This is a genomic window from Lentzea sp. NPDC051213, assembly GCF_044455585.1.
In the GTDB taxonomy this organism is placed as follows: Bacteria; Actinomycetota; Actinomycetes; order Mycobacteriales; family Pseudonocardiaceae; genus Lentzea.
On sequence record NZ_JBITEX010000003.1, the window covers coordinates 1,023,904 to 1,047,796 of the forward strand.

Annotated in this window: 25 protein-coding genes and 5 tRNA genes; 25 read left to right on the top strand and 5 right to left on the bottom strand. The window is 69.0% G+C overall.

What is annotated here, in order from left to right; genetic code table 11:
- The first annotated feature begins 68 nt into the window (after positions 1 to 68).
- From ACIA8G_RS17965 to ACIA8G_RS18005, 9 genes are all read left to right on the top strand, one after another.
- A complete protein-coding gene (locus ACIA8G_RS17965) occupies positions 69 to 641 on the top strand; it encodes an HhH-GPD-type base excision DNA repair protein (protein ID WP_396419604.1) in 573 nt (190 codons plus the stop codon).
- A 90-nt stretch (positions 642 to 731) separates the two neighbouring features.
- Positions 732 to 1,652 carry an esterase-like activity of phytase family protein gene (locus tag ACIA8G_RS17970; RefSeq protein WP_396419605.1) on the top strand — a complete coding sequence of 307 codons (921 nt, stop codon included), beginning with the start codon at positions 732 to 734 and terminating at the stop codon, positions 1,650 to 1,652.
- A 57-nt stretch (positions 1,653 to 1,709) separates the two neighbouring features.
- Positions 1,710 to 3,080: a serine/threonine-protein kinase gene (locus tag ACIA8G_RS17975; RefSeq protein WP_396419607.1), complete on the top strand. Its 1,371-nt coding sequence runs from the start codon at positions 1,710 to 1,712 to the stop codon at positions 3,078 to 3,080.
- A gap of 34 nt (positions 3,081 to 3,114) precedes the next feature.
- The gene (locus ACIA8G_RS17980; RefSeq protein ID WP_396419608.1) at positions 3,115 to 3,633 is read left to right on the top strand and encodes a hypothetical protein; all 519 of its coding nucleotides are present in this window, start codon (positions 3,115 to 3,117) and stop codon (positions 3,631 to 3,633) included.
- 111 nt (positions 3,634 to 3,744) lie between these two features.
- A complete protein-coding gene (locus ACIA8G_RS17985; protein WP_396419609.1) occupies positions 3,745 to 4,455 on the top strand; it encodes an ABC transporter permease in 711 nt (236 codons plus the stop codon).
- Positions 4,448 to 5,245: an ABC transporter permease gene (locus tag ACIA8G_RS17990; protein ID WP_396419610.1), complete on the top strand. Its 798-nt coding sequence runs from the start codon at positions 4,448 to 4,450 to the stop codon at positions 5,243 to 5,245. Before ACIA8G_RS17985 ends, ACIA8G_RS17990 begins: the two co-directional genes overlap by 8 nt.
- Positions 5,242 to 6,213, top strand: coding sequence for an ATP-binding cassette domain-containing protein (locus ACIA8G_RS17995; RefSeq protein ID WP_396419611.1), 972 nt, complete (start codon positions 5,242 to 5,244; stop codon positions 6,211 to 6,213). Before ACIA8G_RS17990 ends, ACIA8G_RS17995 begins: the two co-directional genes overlap by 4 nt.
- Before the next feature lie 45 nt (positions 6,214 to 6,258).
- Positions 6,259 to 6,606 (top strand): hypothetical protein, encoded by a 348-nt coding sequence (locus tag ACIA8G_RS18000; RefSeq protein ID WP_396419612.1) that lies wholly within the window; start codon positions 6,259 to 6,261, stop codon positions 6,604 to 6,606.
- Between the two features lie 87 nt (positions 6,607 to 6,693).
- The gene (locus tag ACIA8G_RS18005; RefSeq protein ID WP_396419613.1) at positions 6,694 to 6,885 is read left to right on the top strand and encodes a DUF1918 domain-containing protein; all 192 of its coding nucleotides are present in this window, start codon (positions 6,694 to 6,696) and stop codon (positions 6,883 to 6,885) included.
- On the opposite strand, the gene ACIA8G_RS18010 is transcribed toward ACIA8G_RS18005, so the two are convergent.
- Positions 6,882 to 7,694 carry an inositol monophosphatase family protein gene (locus tag ACIA8G_RS18010; RefSeq protein WP_396419614.1) on the bottom strand — a complete coding sequence of 271 codons (813 nt, stop codon included), beginning with the start codon at positions 7,692 to 7,694 and terminating at the stop codon, positions 6,882 to 6,884. The two genes, ACIA8G_RS18005 and ACIA8G_RS18010, sit on opposite strands and share 4 nt — an antisense overlap.
- A 20-nt stretch (positions 7,695 to 7,714) precedes the next feature.
- Positions 7,715 to 8,695 (bottom strand): malate dehydrogenase, encoded by a 981-nt coding sequence (locus ACIA8G_RS18015; protein WP_396419615.1) that lies wholly within the window; start codon positions 8,693 to 8,695, stop codon positions 7,715 to 7,717.
- A gap of 140 nt (positions 8,696 to 8,835) precedes the next feature.
- On the opposite strand from ACIA8G_RS18015, the gene ACIA8G_RS18020 reads away from it, so the two are divergent.
- The gene (locus ACIA8G_RS18020) at positions 8,836 to 9,387 is read left to right on the top strand and encodes a pentapeptide repeat-containing protein (protein ID WP_396419687.1); all 552 of its coding nucleotides are present in this window, start codon (positions 8,836 to 8,838) and stop codon (positions 9,385 to 9,387) included.
- A gap of 3 nt (positions 9,388 to 9,390) precedes the next feature.
- On the opposite strand, the gene ACIA8G_RS18025 is transcribed toward ACIA8G_RS18020, so the two are convergent.
- Positions 9,391 to 12,027 carry a glycohydrolase toxin TNT-related protein gene (locus tag ACIA8G_RS18025; RefSeq protein ID WP_396419617.1) on the bottom strand — a complete coding sequence of 879 codons (2,637 nt, stop codon included), beginning with the start codon at positions 12,025 to 12,027 and terminating at the stop codon, positions 9,391 to 9,393.
- Between the two features lie 138 nt (positions 12,028 to 12,165).
- Between ACIA8G_RS18025 and ACIA8G_RS18030 the strand changes: the two genes are divergently transcribed.
- Genes ACIA8G_RS18030 through ACIA8G_RS18040 form a run of 3 tightly spaced genes read left to right on the top strand, consistent with a single transcriptional unit; the run spans position 12,166 to position 14,238 of the window.
- The gene (locus ACIA8G_RS18030; RefSeq protein ID WP_396419618.1) at positions 12,166 to 13,086 is read left to right on the top strand and encodes a DMT family transporter; all 921 of its coding nucleotides are present in this window, start codon (positions 12,166 to 12,168) and stop codon (positions 13,084 to 13,086) included.
- Positions 13,083 to 13,931: a bifunctional methylenetetrahydrofolate dehydrogenase/methenyltetrahydrofolate cyclohydrolase gene (locus ACIA8G_RS18035; protein ID WP_396419619.1), complete on the top strand. Its 849-nt coding sequence runs from the start codon at positions 13,083 to 13,085 to the stop codon at positions 13,929 to 13,931. The genes ACIA8G_RS18030 and ACIA8G_RS18035 overlap by 4 nt, the downstream gene beginning before the upstream one ends.
- Positions 13,918 to 14,238, top strand: a complete 321-nt coding sequence (locus tag ACIA8G_RS18040; RefSeq protein WP_396419620.1) for a DUF3017 domain-containing protein — start codon at positions 13,918 to 13,920, stop codon at positions 14,236 to 14,238. The genes ACIA8G_RS18035 and ACIA8G_RS18040 overlap by 14 nt, the downstream gene beginning before the upstream one ends.
- Here ACIA8G_RS18040 and ACIA8G_RS18045 read toward each other — a convergent pair.
- On the bottom strand, positions 14,228 to 14,797 hold the full coding sequence (locus tag ACIA8G_RS18045) for a TetR/AcrR family transcriptional regulator (protein WP_396419621.1): 570 nt from the start codon (positions 14,795 to 14,797) through the stop codon (positions 14,228 to 14,230). The two genes, ACIA8G_RS18040 and ACIA8G_RS18045, sit on opposite strands and share 11 nt — an antisense overlap.
- Positions 14,798 to 14,991: 194 nt before the next feature.
- Between ACIA8G_RS18045 and ACIA8G_RS18050 the strand changes: the two genes are divergently transcribed.
- From ACIA8G_RS18050 to ACIA8G_RS18075, 6 genes are all read left to right on the top strand, one after another.
- Positions 14,992 to 15,564 (top strand): dihydrofolate reductase family protein, encoded by a 573-nt coding sequence (locus tag ACIA8G_RS18050; RefSeq protein ID WP_396419622.1) that lies wholly within the window; start codon positions 14,992 to 14,994, stop codon positions 15,562 to 15,564.
- 230 nt (positions 15,565 to 15,794) lie between these two features.
- Positions 15,795 to 15,866, top strand: a tRNA-Arg gene (locus ACIA8G_RS18055).
- A gap of 107 nt (positions 15,867 to 15,973) precedes the next feature.
- A tRNA-Phe gene (locus ACIA8G_RS18060) sits at positions 15,974 to 16,045 on the top strand.
- A 4-nt stretch (positions 16,046 to 16,049) separates the two neighbouring features.
- A tRNA-Ser gene (locus tag ACIA8G_RS18065) sits at positions 16,050 to 16,137 on the top strand.
- Positions 16,138 to 16,157: 20 nt separating this feature from the next.
- Positions 16,158 to 16,249, top strand: a tRNA-Ser gene (locus ACIA8G_RS18070).
- Between the two features lies 1 nt (position 16,250).
- A tRNA-Arg gene (locus ACIA8G_RS18075) sits at positions 16,251 to 16,322 on the top strand.
- Between the two features lie 115 nt (positions 16,323 to 16,437).
- Here ACIA8G_RS18075 and ACIA8G_RS18080 read toward each other — a convergent pair.
- Complete coding sequence (locus tag ACIA8G_RS18080) at positions 16,438 to 17,061, bottom strand: hypothetical protein (protein WP_396419623.1); 624 nt, start codon at positions 17,059 to 17,061, stop codon at positions 16,438 to 16,440.
- Positions 17,062 to 17,274: 213 nt separating this feature from the next.
- Between ACIA8G_RS18080 and ACIA8G_RS18085 the strand changes: the two genes are divergently transcribed.
- The 6 genes from ACIA8G_RS18085 to ACIA8G_RS18110 all read left to right on the top strand — a co-directional run bounded on the left by ACIA8G_RS18085 (position 17,275) and on the right by ACIA8G_RS18110 (position 23,891).
- Positions 17,275 to 17,823, top strand: coding sequence for a MauE/DoxX family redox-associated membrane protein (locus tag ACIA8G_RS18085; protein WP_396419624.1), 549 nt, complete (start codon positions 17,275 to 17,277; stop codon positions 17,821 to 17,823).
- Positions 17,811 to 18,344 (top strand): TlpA family protein disulfide reductase, encoded by a 534-nt coding sequence (locus tag ACIA8G_RS18090; protein WP_396419625.1) that lies wholly within the window; start codon positions 17,811 to 17,813, stop codon positions 18,342 to 18,344. The genes ACIA8G_RS18085 and ACIA8G_RS18090 overlap by 13 nt, the downstream gene beginning before the upstream one ends.
- Entirely contained in the window at positions 18,344 to 20,188 is a 1,845-nt protein-coding gene (locus ACIA8G_RS18095) for an ABC transporter ATP-binding protein (protein ID WP_396419626.1), read from the top strand. The genes ACIA8G_RS18090 and ACIA8G_RS18095 overlap by 1 nt, the downstream gene beginning before the upstream one ends.
- A 1-nt stretch (position 20,189) precedes the next feature.
- On the top strand, positions 20,190 to 20,723 hold the full coding sequence (locus ACIA8G_RS18100; protein WP_396419627.1) for a S26 family signal peptidase: 534 nt from the start codon (positions 20,190 to 20,192) through the stop codon (positions 20,721 to 20,723).
- 84 nt (positions 20,724 to 20,807) lie between these two features.
- Complete coding sequence (locus ACIA8G_RS18105) at positions 20,808 to 21,014, top strand: hypothetical protein (protein ID WP_396419628.1); 207 nt, start codon at positions 20,808 to 20,810, stop codon at positions 21,012 to 21,014.
- 84 nt (positions 21,015 to 21,098) lie between these two features.
- A complete protein-coding gene (locus ACIA8G_RS18110; protein WP_396419629.1) occupies positions 21,099 to 23,891 on the top strand; it encodes an FtsX-like permease family protein in 2,793 nt (930 codons plus the stop codon).
- Positions 23,892 to 23,893: the final 2 nt, after the last annotated feature.

Here is a 23,893-nt window from a genome sequence, read left to right on the forward strand (position 1 = left end):
TGGAACCTCAACGCGCAGCCGCGGGTTCGGCAGGCGGCAGTTGGTTGGTCCGTGACACCATTGCCGGCATGACCCGCACGTTGTGCCTGGCGCAGAACCCCGACGCGGACGCGCTCCTGGCAGAGGATCGGTTCGCACTGCTTCTTGGCATGTTGCTCGACCAGCAGATTCCCATGGAGAAGGCGTTCTCGGGCCCCAAGGTCCTCGCCGACCGCATGGGCGGCCTGGACGTGCACCGCATCGCCGAGGCCGACCCCGAGGCCTTCGCCACCACCATGGCCACCCCGCCAGCCGTGCACCGCTTCCCCGGCTCCATGGCCAAGCGGGTGCAAGCGCTCTCCCAGTTCGTCGTCGAGCAGTACGACGGCGACGTCACGCGCATCTGGGCCGAGGGCGACGGAGCCGCGGTGTTCAAGCGGCTCAAGGCGTTGCCCGGCTTCGGCGACCAGAAGGCCAAGATCTTCCTGGCATTGCTCGGCAAGCAGATCGGTGTCACGCCGGACGGGTGGCGCGAGGCTGCCGGGCACTACGGCGAGGAAGGTAGCCGGCGCAGCGTTGCCGACGTGACGGACCAGAAGTCGCTGCTCGAGGTGCGCGACTTCAAGAAGGCCGCCAAGGCCGCCGCCAAAGCTTCGAGCTAGCGCGAAAGCCCCGATGTCTGGTCCACTGGACGCACGCCGTCAGCTCAGCGAGGTGCCGTAGCGCGCCTCGCAGGAGAAGGGGCGCTTGCGTTGCGCATCAAAGCACTTGGCGTGTGCACGGTCATCGCGTTCGGTCTGGCGGTCACTCCGGCGGTAGCGGCCACCACGTGGCCTGGAGACTCGGCGACGAGGACCGCGGACGGGACGAACGTCTTCGGTACTAACCTCAGCGGGCTCTCGTTCGAGAGCTCGGACGTCTTGTGGGCGGTGAAGAACGGCCCCTCCACGCTCTACCGGCTGGTGCCTAGCGGGAACCAGTGGCGGGTGGATCAGGCGAGGCCCCTGCGGTTCAAGAACGGTCAGGGCGACCCGGACGCGGAGGGTGTCGTCGCTTCGCCGGACGGGTTGTTCGTGGTCAGTGAGCGGGACAACGACAACGGCAGCGTCAGTGCGCCGACCGTGCTCAAGTACGGCAGCGGGGCCACGCAGGAGTGGAGGCTCCAGGGCATGCCGAAGGTCGGGGCGAACGACGGGCTGGAAGGCATCGCGTGGGTGCCGGACTCGTTCCTGACCAAGGCGGGGTTCGTCGACGAGCGCACCGGGCAGGCGTACCGGCCGGCGGACTATCCCGGGCACGGCAGCGGGTTGGTGTTCGTCGGGCTGGAGGCGACGGGCACGGTGTACGTGTACGCCTTGCAGGACAGCGGGTCCAAGCTCGTCGCGTCGTTCGCGAGCGGGCAGAAGCAGGTGATGGACCTCGAGTTCGAAGGCGACCGGCTGTGGGCCACGTGCGACAGCAACTGCAGTGGGCGGGCGACGACGCTGAAGATCAGCGGCGGGAAGTTCCGCGTGACGGCCACCTTCGACCGGCCGGCCAAGTTGCCCAACGTCAACCTCGAGGGCTTCGCCATCTCGCCGAGTTGTGCCGGCGGCAAGAAGGCCGTGCTGTGGGCGGATGACGACAACACGAGCAACCACGCATTGCGCCAGGGCACGCTGAACTGCGGCTGACCCAAGTCGGTATCGGGGACGCCACACGTCCCCGGTGCCGTCGCCTAAAGTGCGCGCGTGACCGCACCCCACATTCCCGGCCTGACCGACCTGAGACCGTTGGGCGCAGGCGGGTTCGCCACCGTCTACCGGGCGCATCAGGCGCAGCTCGGGCGCGATGTCGCGGTGAAGATCGACAACCGGGTGCTCGCCGACGAGCGCGACCGGCGCCGCTTCCTGCGCGAGGCTCAGGCGGCCGCCAGGCTCTCGGGACATCCGCACGTCGTCGGGGTGCACGACGCGAACATCACCGTGCAGGGCACGCCTTACCTGGTCATGGAGCTCTGCACCGGCGGGTCGCTGGCCGACCAGCTGGACGCACGCGGGCCGTTGCACCACGAGCAGGTGCGCGACCTCGGCATCAAGCTCGCCGACGCGCTGGCCGCGGCACACCAGGAAGGTGTGCTGCACCGGGACATCAAGCCCGGCAACATCCTCGTCGACCGCTACGGCACGCCGAAGCTGGCCGACTTCGGGCTCGCGGCGCTGCTCGACGCGCAGGGCGGCAGCACGGTCACCAGGGACGCCCTGAGCCCCAGCTACGCGCCTCCGGAAGCGTTCGCGATGGCCCAGCCCACGCCGCAGGCCGACGTGTATTCGCTCGCCGCGACGCTCTACACGTTGCTCGCCGGCAAGCCGCCGCGGCCGGTGCCGTGGCCGATCAGCAGCTTCGACCACCTCGGCGAGATCCTGCGCCGGCCCGTGACCGCGGTCCCCGGCGTGCCGGCGGCGCTGCACGAGACGCTGGCCCGCGCCCTGCACCCCGATGCCAATCTGCGCACGGCTAGTGCGGCGCAGTTGCGCGACGAGCTGGCCAACCCGATGAACATGCCCACGGTGCCGATCCCGCCTTCGCCGAAGCGCGGAAAGTGGCCGTTGGTCGCGGCCGCTGGGCTGGTTGTCGTGGTCGTTGCGGGTGTGGTCGCGTGGAACCTCTTCGACAACGAGAAGGCCGGCGCTCAGGGGCCTGGGCCGTCGACTACTCAGCCGGGTGGCGCTGAGGACATTCCGCCGTTCCTCAAGCAGTGCGGCGACAAGTTCTGCATCGACAAGTCGACCTGCTACGGCGGCATCAACCACGCGGGCGGGGAGCCCGCTATCGCGAGGCGCCGGCAGAGTTGCGCTGAAGAGCACTACTGGGAGGCTTTCGCCGGCGGCTGGCTGTCCGGTGACATCCCCAAGGCCGACTCCGACGTCCTGGTCAAGTCGCCAGAGCTGGCGAAGACCTGCACGCCCGAGATCATGAAGGCCAACACCAAGCCGGGTGTCGACACGACGGGGTGGGAGATCACCGCGGTCGGGTTCAAGGAAGGCACCCGCAACTACTACCTGTGCTTCGCCAAGAATCCGGAGATCGGAGAGGACGTCACGAGCGCGTTCGGCAGCTGACTAAGATCCCCTCGACAAACATCCTGGGGGGATCATGAAGAAGCTTCGCGCACTCGTTGTGTGTCTGGCCGCCGCAAGTTCGCTGGTGGTCAGCGCCCCGGCAGCGCAGGCAGCTGCCGGGTGCTTTCAGTCCGGTGCACACGCCGGCTACTCGACGACCTACACCTGCCACATCTGGCGGAGCAACCACCAGTGGGCGATGTACGGCGGGAACAAGTTCACCCCTGTGGGCAACGTCGAGGGTGTGCTCAACGCGGGTAACAGCTGGTTCGTCTGCCAGCGCAAGTTCGGGATCACGCTGACGTACGGGGTCAACGGCAGCCCGGACCTCATCAACAACTGGTTCGCCTACACCCTGGGAGACAACGGTTTCTGGGGCTGGGTGAGTGCCACGCACTTCTCCACCGGCGGGAACATGGAACCCGTCCCCGGCCTCGGACACTGCCCCGCGGGGTTCGGCGACACGGCGACCTACCCCGGCGAGAGGCCGGTGCCCGGGAAGTGGTGGAAGGTCCCCGGACCGGACCGTGAGAAGAAGGTCACGATCTTCTAGAAAATCCACTTGCGACGGTCGGTAACGTGGATCGCTGTGCGTGTTCACGCCAATTTGATCGTTGCTGGATTCCGAAGGTACTCGACCTACCGACAAGCGATGCTGGCCGGAATGACCACGAACGTGGTCTTCGGCCTGCTGCGCGTCGCCATCCTCATCGCCGCTCTCAAAGCGGCGAACGGCGACATCGCGGACTACAACGTCGCTGCCGCCAACACTTACGTCTGGATCGGGCAGGGGCTGCTCGGGTTCGTCCTGTTGTGGGGAACCAACGAGCTCGCCGAGCGCGTGCGATCCGGTGACGTAGTAGTAGACCTGTATCGGCCGTGGCACCTGCAAGGCGCCCTTCTCGCGGAGGACGTCGGGCGTGGCGGTTACGCGTTCCTGACCAGGCTCGTACCGCCGATGGTGTTCGGCATGGTGTTGTTCCCGTTCCAGTTCCCCGCGCACGCCTACCAGTGGCCGCTGTTCCTGCTCAGCGCGCTGATCGCACTGGTGGCGAGCTTCGGGGTGCGGTTCCTGGTGGAGATCAGCTCGTTCTGGCTGATCGACAACCGCGGGCTGTACGGGTTCTGGAACGTCTCCTCCGGCCTGCTGTGCGGGCTGACCGTGCCCATCGCGTTCTTCCCGGAGTGGGCGCGGGAGGTGCTGTGGATGACGCCGTTCCCGGCGATGCTGCAGGCGCCTATCGACGTGTTCCTCGGGCACGGCGACCCGGTGAAACTCCTTCTGTACCAAGCGTTCTGGGCCGTCGTCATCCTCGCGCTGGGCCATTTCGCGTTGCAGCGGGCCGTGCGCAAGGTGGTGTTGCAGGGTGGCTGACTACATCTATCCCCGGCTGATCGGCGCCCGCCTCAGGAGTCAGATGTCCTACCGCGCGTCGTTCGCGCTGGACTTCTTGACGCAGGTGCTGGCGCAGGGTTACGAGCTGATCGTCATCCTGATCCTGTTCACCCAGATCCAGGCGCTCGGCGGGTTCAGCAAGAACGAGGTGCTGCTGATGTACGCGTTCGCGGGCGCCGCGTTCGGGGTCGCGGACCTGTTCGCCGGGCAGCTCGACAACCTGCCCACCTACATCCGCACCGGCAGTTTCGACGTGTTGCTTTTGCGGCCGCTCGGCACGTTGCCGCAGATCATGTGCTCCGACATCCGGCTCAGGAGGATCGGGCGCATCACCGGCGCGCTCGCGGTGATGGGCTACGCGCTGTCGCACGTCGCGATCGACTGGACGCCGGCGAAGGTCGTGCTGACCATCGTGACGCCGATGGCGGGTGCGGTCATCTACAGCGCCGTCTGGGTGGTGGCGTGCTCGGTCTGCTTCTGGATCGTGGACGGCCGCGAGTTCGCCAACGCGGTGACCTACGGCAGCAACGCCTTCACGTCGTACCCGATCAACGTCTACTCCGCACCGCTGCGCTGGGTGATGGCGTTCATCGTGCCGGGGGCGTTCGTCGCGTACTACCCGAGCCTCGCGCTGCTCGGGAAGGAAGATCCGCTCGGCCTGCCTGGCTGGGTCGGCTGGACATCACCGCTCGTCGCGGCACTGGCGGCCGCGGTCGCCGGGCTGGTGTGGCGGTTCGCGGTCAGGCACTACCGGGGAACGGGATCATGATCGAGGTCAGCGAGCTGCGCAGGGAGTTCAAGGTCGCCACGTCGAAAGGCTTGCGGCGCAACTACAAGACCGTCACGGCGGTGGACGGCGTCACGTTCGACGTAGCCGCAGGTGAGGCCGTCGGGTACGTCGGGCCGAACGGTGCCGGCAAGTCCACGACGATCAAGATGCTGACCGGGATCCTGGTGCCGACCAGCGGTCACATCCGGGTCGGCGGCGTGGATCCGTCCAAGCAGCGCCGCGATCTCGCGCGGCGCATCGGGGTCGTGTTCGGCCAGCGCAGCCAGCTCTGGTGGGACCTGCCGCTGCAGGACAGCTTCGACCTGCTGAGGTCGATCTACCGCGTCGGCGCCGGCGACTACCGGACCAGGCTCGACGAGTGCGTCGAACTTCTTGGCCTGCAAGAGTTCCTGCTCACCCCGGTGCGGCAGCTCTCGCTGGGGCAACGGATGCGCGGCGAGATCACCGCCGCCCTCCTGCACGCCCCGGAACTGCTGGTGCTCGACGAGCCGACCATCGGCCTCGACCTGGAGTCCAAGGAACGGCTCAGGGAGTTCCTCAAGGACATCAACACCCGCCGCGGCACCACGTTGCTGCTCACCACGCACGACCTCGACGACATCGAGCGGCTCTGCCCGCGGCTGATGGTGATCGACCACGGCGTGGTGCTCGCCGACGGCCCGCTCGACGAGCTGCGGGCCGAGGTCACGCCGGAGCGCGTGCTGGTCATCGACCTCAGGGAACCCGGCCCGGCGCCGGACGTCCCTGGAGTAACGGCGGTGCGCAGCGAGGCGAACGGGCTGCGCCACCACCTCTCGTTCAAGAGGGCGGAGACGACGGCGGCGCAGTTGATCACCCAGGTGGTGCGCCAGGTCGAGGTGCACGACCTCGCCGTGGTCGAGCCCGAGATCGACGACGTAATCCGGAAGCTTTACCAACGCCAGGTCGCGCAGGATGCACCTCGGTAGAGTCGTAACCAACACAAACGGACACATCGGGCAGAAGGAGAGCGAATGCGCCTAGTCGGACCGCTGGCGGCCGCCGTCATCGCGTTGGGTGGCCTGACGGCCTGCGACACGATCCAGGGAGTCAGCGACACCGCGGACAAGGTGAAGCTGTGCGCCGATGCGATCCAGTTGGTCGGGTTCTCACCGGACCTGAGCGACCCGCAGAAGGCGCTGGCAGACACCCAGGCCAAGGCGGCGGAACTCGAGAAGCTCGCGAGCTCCTCGCCTGACGAGCAGGTGAAGAAGGCCCTCGAGGAAGCGGCCAACGGCATGCAGAACGTCAGCTCCGCGGCTGACTGGGTGCAGCAGAAGGCCGACCTCGTCGCGAAGGTCTCCTCGGCTTGCGGCGGATGAGTCCATGAGCCCTGTTGCGCACCTCCGGTGTCGGCCTAGGCTTTAACGCGCCTACCTCACGCCGCACACCGGAGGTGTTGCAGCACCATGCACGCAACCGTTGGTGACAGACTCCACGTCCACAGCCGCTCGGTCGGCCTCGAGGAACGCCTCGGCGAGATCCTCGAAGTCCGCGGCAACGACGGCCAGCCGCCGTACCTGGTCCGCTTCAACGACGGGCACGAAGGCCTGGTGTTCCCCGGCCCAGACTGCATCGTCGAACCGCGGGGGGTCGTCTAGCCCAGCACGGTCGTGATCAACTCCTCGGCGAGCTGAGGAGTCGCTGCCGCCACGCCTGACCACCGGTGGGTCAGGTCGGGCTCGAACGTGAACGGCCGCCCGTGCAGGTCGAGCAGCACCCCTCCGGCGGCGGGCACGGTGACCAGCGCCGTCGCGAGGTCCATGATCCGGTGCGTGTCGCTGCCCGGATCGATGAACGCGTCGACGGTGCCCTCCGCGACCAGCATCGTCTCCAGGCAGGTCGTGCACAGCACCCGGATGCGGTCGGCGCGGTTCGCGATGCGCAGCCAGGCGTCCTGCGTGCCGGTCTTCGGGCGCATCAGACACACGGACGCGCCGTCGAGCGAAGTACGTCCGGTCGTGCGGAACGGAGTGTCGACCCCTGCGCGCGCATGCCACGCACGGCCCGTGTCGAACCACGTCGTGAGCGCTTCTTTTGCCGTGCCGTCTTCAACGAGCGCACCGGCGAAGCACGAGAGAGGAACGCCGAACGCGGCGTTCGCCGACCCGTCGACCGGGTCGATGACCAGGGTGATCGAGGAACCGTTGTCGACGAACCCGGCTTCCTCGGACAGCAGGTTCACGCGATTGCGGTGGATGGATTCCAGGATCGCGTCTTCGACGATGCGATCGACGCGCATCGTCGGGGTGCCATCGGCGCCGTCCGCCACTTCTTCGCGGAGTTCGAGGCGCGTGTGCAGTGCTCGAGCACGCCCATACGCCGCTGACGCCGCACGGGCGGCGTCAGCAAGCGCGGGGTGCACGTCATCGGAGAGCTGTGGCTGGGGAACGTCCCATGGAATCCGCACGTTCCCCACACTGCCACGTCTTAGATCAGGCCAAGACCCTTCACGGCGTCGCGCTCCTCGACCAGCTCGGCCACGGAGGCGTCGATGCGGCCGCGGGAGAACTCGTCGATCTCCAGGCCCTGGATGATCTCGTAGCTACCGCCCGAGGTGCGAACGGGGAACGACGAGATGATGCCCTCGGGCACGCCGTACGAGCCGTCCGACGGGATGGCCATCGAGGTCCACTCGGTGCCGTTGACCCAGTCGTAGATGTGGTCGATGGCGGCGTTCGCGGCCGACGCGGCCGAAGACGCGCCACGGGCCTCGATGATCGCCGCGCCGCGCTTGGCGACGGTCGGGATGAAGTCGTTCTCCAGCCACGCCTGGTCGTTCACGGCCTCGGCGGCGGTCTTGTCGCCGACCTTGGCGTGGAACAGGTCCGGGTACTGGGTGGCCGAGTGGTTGCCCCAGATCGTCATGTTCTGGATGTCCGTGACCGCGACGCCCAGCTTCTTGGCGAGCTGCGACAGGGCGCGGTTGTGGTCCAGACGCGTCATCGCGGTGAAGCGCTCGCGCGGGACGTCCGGCGCGTGCTGCTGGGCGATGAGGGCGTTGGTGTTGGCCGGGTTGCCGACCACGAGGACCTTGACGTCGTCCGCGGCACCGGCGTTGATCGCCTCGCCCTGCGGCTTGAAGATGCCGCCGTTGGCCTCCAGCAGATCGCCGCGCTCCATGCCCTTCGTGCGGGGACGGGCGCCGACGAGCAGGGCGACGTTCACGCCGTCGAACGCGGTCTTCGCGTCGTCGGTGATCGTGATGCCCTTGAGCAACGGGAAGGCGCAGTCGTCCAGCTCCATCGCGGTGCCCTCGGCGGCCTTCAGCGCGGGAGTGATCTCCAGCAGGCGAAGGTTGACCGGGACATCGGGACCCAGCAGGTGGCCGGAAGCGATGCGGAAGAGCAGTGCGTAGCCGATCTGGCCGGCCGCACCGGTGACAGTGACGTTCACGGGCGTGCGGGTCATGAGCCTTCCCGAATGACGGTCTTCGTTGACGTCGGGCGGGTCGCCCGGCCTCCCGCACGTTACCAACACCCGGTGAGTGCGAAAGTGTGAGAGTGGACAACTCAGTCGAAGAGATCGGCGAGGACTACGCCGACGCCGTGATGCCGGGTCAGCACTGGGAGAAGAGGTCTTTCACGGACTGCGACTTCACCGAGGCCGACCTGCGCGACCTGGTGACGACGGGGTGCACGTTCACCCGATGCGACTTCACCCGGACGGACCTCGGCGAGTCGAAGCACCACGCGACAGCGTTCCGCCAGTGCACCTTCGACCGCACGGTGCTGACCCGCGCGTCGTTCGCCTCGTGCAGCCTCATGGGCTCGAACTTCGCGAACTGCGTGATGCGGCCGATCACCTTCACCGAGGTGGACTTCACGCTGGCGTCGTTCGTGAAGGCGCCGTTGTACGACCTGAAGCTGCGCGGGCAGCGGTTCCGCGAGACGAACCTCAGCGAGGCCGACCTGCGCAACACCGACCTCGGCGAGGCGGACCTGATGGGCGCGCGGCTGCTCGGCACGTTGCTGGAGGGCGCCGACCTGCGCGGGGCGAAGGTGGACGCGAACGGGCTCCGGCAGGCCAAGCTCGCCGGAGCCCTGATCGACATCGACACGGCGGTCGCGTTCGCCGCGGCCTACGGGCTGGTCGTGAACTGAAGTTCAGTGGTCAGCAGCTCCTGAGATCTCCACGAGGATGCCATCGGCGACCATCTCCTCGACCGCCTTGGGCAGCAGGTAGGCCGTGCCGCCACCGGGCTGCTCGAACCACGGCACCGCCACACCGGTCAGCACCTCGAGCGGGCGGCGCAACCGGTACACGCGGTACGGGCGGTTGATCCACGACGGCACCAGGCTGCGTTCCGGGAACGGCGTGCCCGCCACGTAGACGAGGTTGCCGGTCTGGTCGCCGTAGCGATCGACCTCGGTGCCCGCCGGCAGCTCGAACATCTGCTTGTGGCGGAACAACGTCAGCGGCGGTTCGCCCGCGAGCGGGGAGATCGGGAACTTCCGCTTCGAGGGCTCCTCCTGCGCGACAGCGGCGGCCACCGGCGAGGGTGCCGGAGCCTGCTGGGCTACGGGTGCGGGTGCCGGCTGAGGTGGCGGCGGCGGGGCCTGTTGCGGCATCGGCGGACGCTGCGGCGGCGCCGGGCGGCGCGGCTCCTCGCGGAAGCCGTTGCTCATCGGCCGCGGCGCCTGTTGCTGAGCCGGCGGTGGTGGAGGCGGCGTACGCACGATCGTGCGGAAGTTGCCCAGCACCAGCTTGCCGACCAGGTAGGCCGACGCGTCCTCGACCTTGTCGAACCGCACCGGGCTCTTCGGGCCGTGGTCGTACCAGCACACCTCCCAGCTGTCGCCGTCGAGGTGCAGCCTCCAGGTGCGGTCGGCGGGCTCGCCGATCCGGTACACGCCGTGCGGCACGTTGAGGTCGTCCAGCGCGCGGCGGGTGCCCGCCAGCTCGCGGTCCTCCTCCGGCGTGACCTGCCGCGGTTCGGGCTCCGGTTCCGGCTCGGGCTCCGGTTCCGGCTCGTCCTCGACGAACAGCGCCGCGTTGAACTGGGTGGTCTCCTCGGTCGGCGCCGGTGCGGGCGGAGGAGGAACCGGCAGAGGAACCGGCAGGGCCACGGGCAGCACCGGCACCGGCGAGGGCTCGGCGACGGGCTCTGGCGCGACGGCCTGCTGGCTCTCGAACTGCGACTCGAACTGGCTGTCGAACTGGGCCCCGAACTCCGCCGTGGACTCGATCTCGTTCTCGGCCAGGTCGGGCTCGTCCTCGGTGACGGCGACGACCGGGTGCTCCTCGGTCACCTCCGCCGGGCTCTCCGGCTGCTCGTCGAGGACGGGGCTCCACGCCATCGTGTCCTGCATGGCGTCGCGCGGGCGCTCGTCCACCTCCGGGAGGTGATCCGTGCGCTCTTCCTCGCGCTGGTGCGTGAGGAGCTCGGGCTCGTCCGGTCCCGCGGTGGGGATCTCGGGTTCCTCGGCGACGTCCACGACTTCTTGTTCGTGGTCGGCGTCCGTTTCGTTCGAGATCTCGGGAACGTCCTCCGCGACGACCTCGGCGACGGGTTCCGCGACGGGCTCCCGTTCCTCGACCTCGCTCGGGTGCGGGGCGAAGAGGTCCATGCCCGCGCCGTAGGTGTCGCGCAGGCGCCGGTCGTCGTAGTGCTCGGGCACGCCGTCGGAGTCGAAGACCACCCGATAGGGCGGACCTTCACCGGCCATCGGCGGCACCGCGACGGCGATCGTCTCGCCGATGTCCGCGGGCTCGCGCTCGACCTGAGGCTGTTCGGTGGTGACCTCGGCGGCCTGCGGCTCGGGGATGAGCGGCCCGAAGTCGTACTCCTCCTCGGGCTCGTCCTCGAAGGCCGGCGGCTTCACGAACAGCGTCGCGTCCTGCTGCGGTTCCGGTTCCGGCTCGGGTTCCGGCTCCTGTTCCTGCTGCACGACCGGCTCCGGCGCGGGTGGCGGCAGCAGCTGGGTGCCGGGAGGCGCGGCGGGCGCGCCGAGGTTCGCGGCGGCGGCGAGCCTGTTCTCCTCGGACACCTCGGGCAGGCTGAAGCCCGCTGCCCGCGCGCGTTCGACCAGCTCCTGCTCGGGCGGCACGCCGTACTTGCGCAGGTAGTACGTGACTCCGGCGGGCCAGATCCACACACCGTCGGTCTGGAAGCCGGACGGCACGACCTGCGGGCTTTCCGGGTGCAGGACGTCGGCGTCGAACCCGCGACCGGCGACCGCGACCGGCGCGTTCGAGAGGTACGCGAGCAACGGCGCGACCTCGGGCTCCGGCACCGGCGGCCGGTTGACCGACGGACGGCCGTTGGGGCCGGCGCCGTCGAACACGCGCGCCGAGCGGAACACCGGCGTCGGCGGGTTCAGCCTGCGGCGCAGCCAATCGGGGACGTTCTCGTCGGCACGCGGGAAGAACCGCATCTCGTCGAAGTACGCCTGCTGCGGAGGAGGCGTCTGCCAGTTCGGCTCGGCGCGGTCGAAATCGAGGTTGTAGCTGGACGGGTGATCGAGCTGGTAGCGGGCGTTCGACCAGCTGCCCCTGCCCTCGCGGTGCATGCCGGCACGGAGCCGGGCGAACAGCGAGGCGACGTCCTGCGGCACGGCCCACGCGTGCGCGGTGCCGTCCTGCAGCCGCAGCTCGGACTCCAGCTCGAAGTACCGGCCCGTGGCCCGGTACTGCGCGACGACACTGCGCCAGTCCTCCGGCGCGGCTCGCATGAGGGTCAGGCCGATCTGCTTAACCAGAGCGTCCTGCTCGGTAGGGTTCAACGGCTTCGGCTCGGACACGCCAACATCTTCCCCCGCAACTCGCCGGATCGCACACGTCCCCCGCCACTGCGCCGAACGGTGGAGGCCCGACCATAACGCGGTCGCCCTCCCGCGTTAAAGCTGATCAAGAACACCCCTGTCTCGGCTGGAGGACGTGTGACGCGGTCCGCACGGGTGACCGGCGGCCTCCTGGCGGCGGTCGGAGGCCTCGCCATCGCGGTCCAGGCACGGGTCAACGGCACCCTGGCACAAGCGCTCCAGAACGGCCTGCTGGCCGCGTTGATCTCCTTCGCCGGCGGGTGGTTGGTGCTGATCGCGGTGGTCCTGTCGCGACAGTCCGGCCGGGACGGGCTGCGGCGGTTGCGCGAGTCGCTGCGGCAGCGGCGCATCCGCTGGTGGGAGTGCATCGGCGGAATCAGCGGCGCGGTGCTGGTGGGCTCGCAGGGACTCGCGGTCGCGACCATCGGTGTGGCGGTGTTCACGGTCGCGGTCGTGATCGGGCAGGTCGTGAGCAGCATGGTGATCGACCACCACGGGGTCGGGCCGGGCGAGCCGAAACCATTCACAAAGACTCGTGTCGTCGGCGCGGCCGTCGGCGTTATCGCGGTCGTCGTGGCGGTGTCGGACCAGTTCACGTCGCCCGGCACGTTGTGGCTCGCGGTGCTGCCGCTGGTCGCGGGACTGCTGATGGGCTGGCAGCAGGCGGTGAACGGCCTGGTCCGCGAGGCCTCGGCCAACTCCGTGGTGACGATCCTGGTGAACTTCACCGTCGGCACGGCGGCGTTGGCGCTGGTCAACCTCGTGGTGCGGGGCGGGCTGCCGGGTGGCTTCCCGCCGGACTGGTGGCTCTACCTCGGCGGGTTGCTCGGCATCGTCGGCGTGGGCGGCGCGATCGTGTCCGTGCGGTTCATCGGCGTGCTGATGGTCGGCTTGTGCGCCGTGTGCGGGCAGCTCATCGGGGCTGTGCTGCTGGACGCGGTGAGCGGGCACCTGGCCTGGCCGACGGTGGCCGGCGTGGTGCTGACGCTGGTGTCGGTGGGCATCGCCGCCCTGCCCGGTGGGAAGATGGTCAGGTGACTGCGACGCTGCTCAACGGCAAGGAAACCCGGGACGCGCTGTTCGAGGACCTGAAGGCGCGGGTCGCCGCGCTGCCGGCGCCGGTGGGTCTGGCCACCGTGCTGGTCGGCGACGACCCCGGCTCGCACTCGTACGTCAAGGGCAAGCACTCGGCGTGCGCGAAGGTCGGCATCAAGTCGATCCGCCGCGACCTCCCGGAGACGACCACGCAGGAGGAGCTCGAGGCCGTCATCGACGAGCTGAACGCGAACCCCGAGGTCACCGCCTACATCGTGCAGCTGCCGCTGCCCAAGCACCTGAACGCGAACGCGATCCTGGAGCGGATCGACCCGCGCAAGGACGGCGACGGCCTTCATCCGGTCAACCTGGGCAAGCTCGTCCTCGGTGAGGAAGCGGCGCTGCCGGCCACGCCGCGCGGCATCGTCGAGCTGCTGCGGCGCTACGAGGTGCCGATCGCCGGTGCGAACGTCACCGTCGTCGGCCGCGGCGTGACCGTGGGCCGCCCGATCGGCCTGCTGCTGACCCGCCGCAGCGAGAACGCCACCGTGACGCTGTGCCACACCGGCACCAAGGACCTCGCGGCCGAGGTGCGCAGGGCGGACATCGTGATCGCCGGCGCCGGCAGCCCCGGCCTGATCACCAAGGACATGGTCAAGCCTGGCGCCGCGGTGGTCGACGTCGGCATCACCCGCACCGAGGCCGGCCTGGTCGGCGATGTCGCGAAGGACGTGGCCGAGGTCGCCGGGTGGCTCGCCCCGATGCCGGGCGGCTCCGGCCCGATGACCGTCGCGATGCTGCTGACCAACACCGTCGAAGCCGCCGAGCGCGCCAATGCAGCGGTCTGACGCCGAGGCGCTCATGCCGGAACAGCGCTGGCGCTCAGGCCCCGGGAAGCACCTGCCGTTCGCGCTGGTGCTCGGGATCAGCGCGCTCGGGCTGCTGCGGATCTTCCAGTACCACTGGCGCCAGGGCGCGGTCCTGCTGGGCGTGTCGCTGCTGGTGGCGGCCGTGCTGCGGATCCTCGTGACGGACGAGCAGGCGGGCCTGATCAAGATCCGCGGCCGCGGCATGGACGCGTTCCTCTACACGATGCTGGGCGTGGTGGTGATCGCCGTGTCGCTGACGATCACCGGCGGACCCCTCAGCCGATAGCGCGGTCGACGAGGACCTCGATGAGCTCGTCGAGGTCCATCGGCGCCAGCACGTCCGGCAACGTCAGCCGTTCGTAGATCAACCCCGTCATCGCGAAGTACAGCGAGACGACGGTCATCCGGTCGCCGGGCAACTTCGACTCCTCGTTGAACGTGACGTTGAAGTCGAGGTTGTCGGCAACCGTCTTCGTGAGCGCGGTCCGCAGGTCCGGCCGCCGCGTGGCCTCGAGCCGCAGCTCCATCATCGCGAGGTAGCAGGCCTTGTCGGCGTCCGCGCGATTGACGATGTCGTGCATGAACTTCAGCGTGAGCGCGCGGTCCCGCGGCATGGCCAGCGACTCCGCGATCGACTCGTCGGACGGCATGAGCCGCTGGTTGACCCGGATCGCCACCTCCGACATGAGGTCGTCGCGGTTCGCGAAGTAGTTCGACGCCGTGCCCGCGGGCACCCCCGCCTTCGCGTCGATCGCGCGGTAGGTCAGCCCCCGCGCGCCCTCCTCCGCCAGGACCTCGATGGCCGCGTCCAACAGGGCGGTTCGCCGCGCTTCGTTCCGGACCACGTTTCCTCCTTGACAACCACTACAGACATAGTACTACAGTTGTCGTGGTTGAAGCGAGTTCGCGTCGGTCGTCCGGTCGCCCCTTCGGGTCAACCGCCGAAGGCGATTCGGCCCGAAGCGGTGGCCGGACGACCGACTTCCCGGCGAACTCGCCGCCGCCTGCGGAGCAGCGGCAATCGAACACAGTCAAGGGGATGATCTGTATGCGAAAGCTCGTCTACTACGTGGCAGTGACGCTGGACGGGTTCATCGCGGCCGAGGACGGGACCTTCGACGGGTTCATCTTCGAAGGCGACCACATGGCCGGCATCAACGCCGAGTACCCGGACACGCTGCCCACCCAGTTCCGGTCGGCGCTCGGCCTGGAAGACGCACCGAACCGGCACTTCGACACGGTGCTGATGGGCCGCCACACCTACCAGGTGCCCGGCGGGCTGGCCTCGCCGTACGCGCACCTGCGGCAGTTCGTGGTGTCGTCGTCGCTGATCGACACCCCGCACGACGTCGCGGTAATCCGGCAGGACGTCATCGGCCGCGTGCGTGAGTTGAAGGAGGAGGACGGCCTCGACATCTGGCTGTGCGGAGGCGGCAAGCTGGCCGCCGAACTGCTGCCGCTGATCGACACGTTGCTCCTGAAGATCCACCCGGTGGTGTTCGGGCGCGGAATCCCGCTGTTCGACGGGAAGGCCGACATCACGAAGTTCGCGCGGACCAACGCGCAGCTGTTCGAGAGCGGAGTTTCGTTCATGACCTACGAACGTGGATAAAATGATTGACGACCGGCATGCGCGCCGGTAATACTTGGTCCAACATCAAGCCAGGAAGGGGAACGCCATGACGAGCCGCCGATTTAGCTCATCGCGACCGTTCCCGCGACCGTTTTCGCAGGTGAGCGGCGCAGGCTCCCCGCCATGACCTGGTAGTACGTCATGTTCAGGGAGCCGCCCCTCGGGAAACCGAGCAGGGCGGCTCTCTCTATTCAGCGCGCTTTTATTTCGCCCTTGTAGCTCAATGGAAAGAGTACGGCGCTACGAACGCCGAGGTCCAGGTTCGACTCCTGGCAGGGGTACTCGCGGATGCGAGGGAGACGGCAACCCGCCTCATTTGGGATGAGGACACACCGCGTTCGACTCGCGGGCATCCGACTTGGAAAGGCGCCTTTTCGAAGGCGCGCACGGCTCTTTAGCTCAACTGGCAGAGCACCGGGGTGAAGTTCCGGCGGTCGGGGTTCGACTCCCCGGGGAGCCACGATGGAGGGCTGGCCGAGTGGTAAGGCACCGGATTGCTAATCCGTGGTCCGGGCATCGCGCCCGGCGCGCGTTCGATCCGCGCGCCCTCCGCTCAGCAGGTCCGCACGTCTGGAGGATTGGCCGAGCCCGGTAAGGCATCCGTCTCGAAAACGGTGGTCGGCGCGCGAGCGCCGCGCAGGTTCGAATCCTGCATCCTCCGCCACACCCTCGTGGTCCAACGGACACGACACCGGCGTCCGAAGCCGGAGACGCAGGTTCGACTCCTGCCGGGGGTATACAGCTAGGCAGGCCGCACAGGCCCGATCCTTTCGTTTGACAGACCCCTTTGATGGGGCGAAATGCGTCACGGCCCACCCCCGGTTCGGGGGTGGGCCGTGGTCCCGTTGTCTCTCAGAGAACGTCGTTGATCTTCACCTCACGTGGGCAGGCCGCGACGATCAGCTCTGCGAGCTCCCGGCGGAACAGCAGCTGCCTGAACGCGTTCCACCCGTCGCCGAACCACTCGGGACTGGCGATCACGTCCTTGCCCTGGCCCGCGTGGTCGAGCCGCAGCGGCGGTAGCCCCACGCCGAAGCCGAGGGGCATCCACCTCCACGCACCGCAGTCCGGGCAGGTCTTGCCCGCGACCCCGTGCCGCTGCTCGGCGGCGGCGCGGAGCTCGTCGTGGTCGAACCACGGCTGCTCCGTCCACGGCGCCACGATCTGCATGGCGTCGGCGCCGCCGGAGCCGTGCCAGGCGACCTCGCACAGCTCGATGTCGAACTTCGCCCCGATCTCCTCGGCAAGCGAACGCTCCAGACAGACGACATCGAACTGCCAGTTGGGCACCCAGGCCGCGGGAGGACCGGTCTTGCCCTTCTTCCGCAGGACGAGCGACCCCGACTGGGCGCGTTGCGGGACGCCACAGGAGCGGCACCAGCCGTCCTCACCGAATCTCGGCGTCAGGCCCCAGGAGTCCTCCGGCCACGGCCAGCCCCAGTTGCGTTTCCACTCCAACTCGACGAAGTCACCCACTACAACCCCAATGCCTTGAGGATCTCCGGATGGTCAGCGTGGATCCGTCTGGCCGAATCCTCGATAGCTCTCCCACCACACAAGCAGGAGCAACCAACCGACAGACTCCCCCTCCCGGAGGTACTTCTGACGCCCGCATACGACGGCGTATCTCCGCTGTGTGCGTCGGTTTGGTCGACTGCGGCCTGCCGGCGGACATCGAGGGGGGCGCGGGTGGACTACGTGGCGCTTGCCTGCCGTGTGCTGGTCGGGGCGGTCTTCGTCGTCTCCTTCGCGACCAAGGTGTCGCCGGGGGCGCTTCAGAACTTTGCGGAGTCGTTGCGGGACATGAAGGTTCTGCCGGCATCCGTCGTGCGGATGGCTGCCGTTGGCGTTGTGGTCGCTGAAGCGGCTGTGGTCGGCATGTTGGCGTGGCCCGCGAGTGTGCGCGCTGGGGCCGTGTTGGCGGGGCTGCTGCTTGTCGCGTTCTCCGCGGCGATCGCCCTTTCGCTGGCGCAGAACACGAAGGCGAGCTGTCGGTGCTTCGGGGCCGGCGGTGGGCGCCTTGGGGTGCGGCACGTCGTGCGCAACGTCTTTCTGTTCGGCGCGGCCGGTGTTGTGGTCGCAGGTGGGGGCACGGCTCCTGCGGACGCCGCGATGGCGGTGGCCGCGGCGGGTGCGGGTGCGGTCGCCGCTCTGTTCGTGCTCGGAATGGACCCGGTGGTCGAACTGTTCGGCCGGCGCGGTGATGTGGTGGGGGAGAAACCGACATGGCACAGCTGATCGGACTGGTCGCGGTGGGCCTGCTGGGGTTGTTCAACCTGGTCCTCGCGTTCGGGCTGGTGCGCAGGATGCGCGAGCACGCCGACCTGATCTCGCGGTTGTCCGACGTGGTCGGCGGACGGTCCAGCGCGGGCGCGATCGTCGGCGTCGGCACGCGGGTTCCGCCGTTCCGGGTCACGGCGCTGGACAACGGGATCGTCGACCGCGACCGGTTGCCCTCGTCGACGCTCGTGGGGTTCTTCTCCCCCGGTTGCACGCCCTGTGAGGAGCTTCTGCCCGGTTTTGTCGCTGCGGCACGGGCGATGCCGAACGGAAAAGCCGGCGTCATCGCGGTGGTGGTCAGCGAGGAGTTCGCCGGCGAGTACCTCGACGTGCTCGGCGAGGTCGCAACCGTTGTGGTCGAAGGGCGCAAGGGTGCGCTCGGTGTCGCTTTCGGCGTGACGTCCTACCCGGCCACCTGCACCATCGACGCGACCGGAACCGTGACCTCGACGAGGCTCGCCGTCCCGGCTGGGGTGTGATGGCCGGCTCCGGCGGTGCGCGGGCGGCGGCTGAGGCACTCGCCGTTGCGCTGCGCGCCGCTCCCTGGCACCTGGCGGGATATGGCGCGCTGACGTTGCTCACCGGCGGGTTCCCGGTGATCGCGGCGTGGTGCACGAAAGGTGTGCTCGACCAGATCACCGGACAGGAACCGAACGCCGCGGCCGCGGTGCGGCTGGTGGTCGTGCTCGCGCTCGTCGGCGTGGCGGCGGCGGCCGCGCCGAGCCTCACGCAGTACCTCTCGGCCCAGGCGCGGCGTGCGGTCGGGCTGGCCGCGGCGGACCGGCTGCACCGCAAGATCAACGAGTTCGGCGGCCTGGCGAGGTTCGAGGACCCCGCTTTCCTCGACCGGCTGCGGACGGCCCGGCTCTCCGGGCAACGGGCGCCCGCGCAGGTGGTCGACAGCGTGGTGAGCGTGGCCAGGGCCGTCGTCACCGTCGGAGGGTTCGCCCTGTCGGTGTGGCTGATCAGCCCGGTGTTCACGCTGGTGGTGCTGGCGGCGGCGGTGCCGGTGCTGGTCGCGGAGCTGGCGCTGGCGCGGCGCCGGGCGCACACCCAGCACGGGATCGGGGCGTTCGACCGGCGCGAGTCCTTCTACGGCAGCCTGTTGACGACCGTCCAGGCCGCCAAGGAGGTGCGGCTGTTCGGCCTCGGTGACCACTTCCGGTCGCTGATGCTCCGCGAGCGGCGCGCTTCTGACGCGGCCCAGCGCACGGTCGACCGCAGGACGGTGTTCGCGCAGGGCACCCTGGCCGTGCTGGCCGCGGCCGTCGCGGGCGCCGGACTGGTGTGGGTCGTGCAGGCCGCGGTGCGCGGTGAGGTGTCGATCGGCGAAGTGACGTTGTTCGTCGCGTCCGTCGCCGCCGTCCAGACCGGACTGGCCGGTGTCGCGGTCACGATCGCGACGGCGCACCAGGCGTTGGTCGAGTTCGAGCACTACCGGTTCGTGCTGCGGACCGACTCCGATCTGCCGGTACCGGCCCATCCAGCTGAACTGCCCGCGCTGGGTGCGCGGATCGAGCTCCGCGACGTGTGGTTCCGGTACTCGCCGGAACACTCCTGGGTCCTGCGCGGCCTGACGTTGACCATCCACGCCGGACAGTCCGTCGGAATCGTGGGCGTCAACGGCGCGGGCAAGAGCACGTTGGTGAAGCTGCTCTGCCGGTTCTACGACCCGACCAGGGGTTCGATCACGTGGGACGGCGTGGACATCAGGGACGTCGAGCCGGACGTGCTGAGGCGCCGGATCGGCGCCGTCTTCCAGGACTACATGGAGTACGACCTCACGGTCGCCGACAACATCGGCGTCGGCGACCTGGCGGTGGCGGGCGACCGGAGCCGCGTCCATGCCGCGGCACGGAACGCCGAAATCCACGACACCCTGGAAGAACTGCCCAACGGATACGACACGATGCTGAGCCGCGTTTTCGCGGACCCGGCGAACCCGGCCACGGGAATGCTGCTGTCGGGTGGTCAGTGGCAGCGGATCGCGCTGGCCCGCAGCTATTTGCGCGACAATCCTGATCTGCTCATCCTCGACGAGCCGAGCGCGGGGCTGGACCCGGAGGCGGAAAGCCGGGTGCACGAAAGGCTGAGCGTGTTCCGTGCCGGCCGCACGAGGGTGCTGATTTCACATCGGCTCGGCACGTTGCGCGATGCGGACGTGATTGTCGTGCTGTCCGAGGGGAAGATCGTCGAACAGGGCACGCACGACGAGCTGATTGCCGGAAAGGGCGATTACCGGCGGCTATTCCAGCTGCAGGCCAAGGGATATCGGACCGAGGTGGCGGCCGAACCGGCGTATGCGCCCCGATGGGGAGGCTGACGTGTGGTGGATCGCCCCGGTCGTCCTTGCGGTCGTCGCGGGTGCCTGCGCCTTGTGGGCCCAGCGACGGCTGCTCGTCGTGCGGGTGATCGGGCAGAGCATGCTGCCCGCGTTGCAGGACGGGCAGAAGTTGCTGGCCCGCCGCACTTCACGGGTGCCGGCGACCGGGACGATCGTCGTCGTCGCCCCGTTCGGGGACTCGCAGCTGGTCGTCAAGCGTCTCGCCGCGGTCGCGGGAGAACCGGTTCCGCCAGAGGTGGCGCAGCTCGCCGGCATCGCACCGGGAAGCACGGTCCCGCCGGGAAACCTGGTGCTGCTCGGTGACAACGCCGATGCCAGCATCGATTCGCGCGTCTGGGGGCTGATGTCTGTTTCCAGCGTGGTCGCCGTAGTGGTGCGGAAAATGCGCAACGACGTCCGTCCCGAGTCCGAGAAGATGCTCACGGGCGAGCCTGTTCCGCTTCCGCAGCCGGGCGAGACGGTCGAATTCGGATCGTTCCGCTTCCGATTGCGCGAAGACACCGACTCACATTGACGTAGTCGTATGCAAATCGTATGCCTCCTCGTTCTAGCGTGGTCCGCAAGAGCCGCCGCCGGGCTGGCTCCGAAAGGGGAAATCGTGAAGGCATTGCGTGCAATGAGCGACCGGATCGTGGACGCCTTCGTCCCGAAGGTCGACGCTTCCGCGCTGTACTACTGGCGCCGCACCTGCACGAGCAGGTACGCCTGCTACCAGAACAACCGCTGGCACAACAGCTGGCTCATGGAGTACGTGCACGACGGCAGCGGTACCGTGACCGAGTCTTACCTCGACGGTTGTTGCTGAGTTGAGTCGTCCCCGTCCGCGGTCGTGGGGTCATTCGGCCGCGGACGGGGGTTCATCATTGCCGGGGGGCCGGGGGAATCACGAATGCGTTCATTGCTGACCGGCCAGTTGCGCCACCGCAGGGGCCGGACACTGGCGCTGTTCCTCGGCATCCTCGCCGCCACCACCGGGTTCACCCTGCTCACGGGCAGCACGACCACCTCCAGGCTGCAGACCCTCGGAGCGGTGGACGCGAACTACCGCGCCGCGTACGACATCCTCGTGCGCCCCAGCGGAGCCCGGACGCCGCTCGAGGTCGAGCGCGGACTCGTGCGGCCCAACTACCTCTCCGGCCTCTACGGCGGTATCAGCCTCGACCAGTACGAGCAGATCAAGCGGATCACCGGTGTCGAGGTCGCCGCACCGATCGCGATGGTCGGGTACACCACGACAACGCTGCGTGCCCCGGTCGACGCCACGGACGCGATCGACCGGTCCAAGGCGACGCAGACCGTGCGGTTGCTCCCCCGCTGGACGGCCGATCGCGGCCTCACCAAGCTCGACGACGACGCTGCCCACATCGCCTACGTGACCAAGCGCGCGATCGCGTGGCCGAAGGTGGACGCGTCCGGCCGGATCGCGGGCCACGACGACGGCAAGGACCACGCGGCCGAGGTCGCGATCTGCGGGTCCGGCGCGAGCCTGTCTCCGGTCGAGATCCAGGAGGACGGAAGCGGCCGCGCCCTGTGCCAGGCGGGCGGGCGGCCCGGTTCGACCGGACTCGAGACGAGTGACCGCCAACGGCTGGTCATCGCGCAGCTGCTGCCAGACGGGTCGTTCGACCTGGGCCCCACCTATCCGACCGGCGTGCATCGCGTCTCCCCCCGCCTGACCGTCGACTTCGAGTGGCCGATGTCCCTGCTGCTGGCGGGAATCGACCCGCAGCAGGAAGCCGCGCTCGTCGGCCTGGACCAGGCCGTCGTCTCCGGCGACTACCTGAACGGCACCGAGACCGCCCAGCCCGAGGAGTTGAGAGGGCTGTCGATCCCGGTCGTCGTGCCCGACCGGCCGGCGCTGGACGAACAGCTGGTCGTCGCGACCGAACAGGTTGCGGGGCAGGGCATCGCGGGCCTCAACGCGGAGAGTGCGTACGAGGGTGTGCGCACGGCACCAGGTACCCGGGCCGGCGAAGTCCGCATGGGCGCCACCGACGTCTACACCGCGGCCGTGCGCGACGAGCTGCGCGCGCAGCTGACCGTGGTGATCCAGGCGGGTTCTCCCCAGTATGACACGGGATCCGACGGGTCGTTGCGTCCACGGGACGTCGAGGTGAACCGGAGTTCCGTGTGGGGCAACAACACCATCGACGGCTATGCCACGCCGTGGTTCGCCAAGGACATGGCGAACCGGCCGCTCACGAAGCTCCTCTCCGGCCAGGCCGGTGGCGATCCGTTGTCCGCCAAGGCCACGGGCGTGTTCGACGCGACCAAGCTGCGCGGCTTCTCCGAGCTGTCGGCCGTCCCGCTGGAGACCTACCACCCGCCGAAGGCCGTAGCTGCCGACGACGAGAGCAAGCGCCTGCTCGGCGACCAGCCGTTGGTGCCCAACAGCAATCCCGGCGGCTATCTGGCGTCTCCGCCGATGATGCTCACCTCGTTGTCCGCGCTGCCCACACTGCTGCAGGGCACGCCTCAGGAGAAGGCACCGATCTCCTCGGTCCGCGTCCAGGTCGCCGGCATCACCGGCATGGACGCGGTGTCGCAGGAACGGGTCCGGCTGGTGGCCGAGCAGATCAACGCCGTCACCGGACTCGACGTGGACATCACGATCGGCGCGTCGCCCGCACCGCAGAAGGTCACCCTCGGCCCCGGCGACTACGGGCGACCCGAACTCCGCCTCGTCGAAGACTGGTCCCGCAAGGGCGTCGCGGTGTCGGTGATCAACGCGCTGGACCACAAGACCGCGGCACTGGTCGTGCTGATCCTGGTGGTGTGCGCGCTGTTCCTGTTCAACGCGGTGTCCGCGGCCGTGCGAGACCGGCAACGCGAGCTGGCCACCCTGGCCTGTCTCGGCTGGCCACCGCGGAAGCTGTTCCAGGTGCTGCTCGGCGAGGTCGCCCTGATCGGTCTCGCGGCCGGGGTGGGCGGCGCCGGGCTCGCCGCGCTGCTGTCGTCACTCGGCTCGCTGGCCGGACCCACGTGGCGGGTGCTCCTGGCCGTGCCGGTGGCCGTCGGGCTGAGTCTGATCGCCGCGCTCGTTCCCGCCGCACGGGCCGCGCGCACGCATCCGGGAGCAGGCCTGCAGCCGATCGCGGTCAAGTCCCGCCACGCGACCGCACGACGGCACCGCACGGTGGCGAGCCTCGCGTTCGCGAACCTGTGGCGCACGCCCGGCAGAACGGTTCTCGGCGTGGTCTCCCTCGCGATCGGCATCGCGGGAGCGACGGCGTTGCTGGCTGTGGTCCGCGGCTTCCACGGCGCGGTCGTCGGCACGTTGCTGGGAGACGCGGTGTCGGTCCAGGTGCGCGAGGTCGACCTGATCGCGGTGGGGGCCGTGCTGGCGCTCGGCATCGCAGCGGTGGCGGACGTCCTCTACCTCAACGTCCGCGAACGCGCGGGTGAGATCGCGACCCTGCGCGCGACCGGCTGGAGCACGGGGGCGGTCATCCGCCTGATCGCCTGGGAGGGCATCGGTATCGGCCTGCTCGGCGCGGTGGCGGGCACGGTGACCGGTCTGGTCGCGATCGCGGCGATCACCGGGACCGCTTTCACCACGGCGACGTTGACGGCGGCCGGAGCCGGTGCGGGCGCCGCGATCATGTCGGCGTTGATCGCCGCCTGCGTGCCCGCCTGGACCATCGGGCGATCGCCGATCACGCAGAACCTCGGGGAGGAATGAGC

Coding starts and splice junctions, on each gene's coding strand:
- ACIA8G_RS18020 (WP_396419687.1), top strand. CDS start 8,836: ATGCCGGGTCAGCACTGGGAGAAGAGGTCTTTCACGGACTGCGACTTC.
- ACIA8G_RS18040 (WP_396419620.1), top strand. CDS start 13,918: ATGCAGCGGTCTGACGCCGAGGCGCTCATGCCGGAACAGCGCTGGCGC.
- ACIA8G_RS18090 (WP_396419625.1), top strand. CDS start 17,811: ATGGCACAGCTGATCGGACTGGTCGCGGTGGGCCTGCTGGGGTTGTTC.
- ACIA8G_RS18095 (WP_396419626.1), top strand. CDS start 18,344: ATGGCCGGCTCCGGCGGTGCGCGGGCGGCGGCTGAGGCACTCGCCGTT.
- ACIA8G_RS18110 (WP_396419629.1), top strand. CDS start 21,099: ATGCGTTCATTGCTGACCGGCCAGTTGCGCCACCGCAGGGGCCGGACA.
- ACIA8G_RS18005 (WP_396419613.1), top strand. CDS start 6,694: ATGCACGCAACCGTTGGTGACAGACTCCACGTCCACAGCCGCTCGGTC.
- ACIA8G_RS18000 (WP_396419612.1), top strand. CDS start 6,259: ATGCGCCTAGTCGGACCGCTGGCGGCCGCCGTCATCGCGTTGGGTGGC.
- ACIA8G_RS17985 (WP_396419609.1), top strand. CDS start 3,745: ATGACCACGAACGTGGTCTTCGGCCTGCTGCGCGTCGCCATCCTCATC.
- ACIA8G_RS17995 (WP_396419611.1), top strand. CDS start 5,242: ATGATCGAGGTCAGCGAGCTGCGCAGGGAGTTCAAGGTCGCCACGTCG.
- ACIA8G_RS18015 (WP_396419615.1), bottom strand. CDS start 8,695: ATGACCCGCACGCCCGTGAACGTCACTGTCACCGGTGCGGCCGGCCAG.
- ACIA8G_RS17980 (WP_396419608.1), top strand. CDS start 3,115: ATGAAGAAGCTTCGCGCACTCGTTGTGTGTCTGGCCGCCGCAAGTTCG.
- ACIA8G_RS18050 (WP_396419622.1), top strand. CDS start 14,992: ATGATCTGTATGCGAAAGCTCGTCTACTACGTGGCAGTGACGCTGGAC.
- ACIA8G_RS17965 (WP_396419604.1), top strand. CDS start 69: ATGACCCGCACGTTGTGCCTGGCGCAGAACCCCGACGCGGACGCGCTC.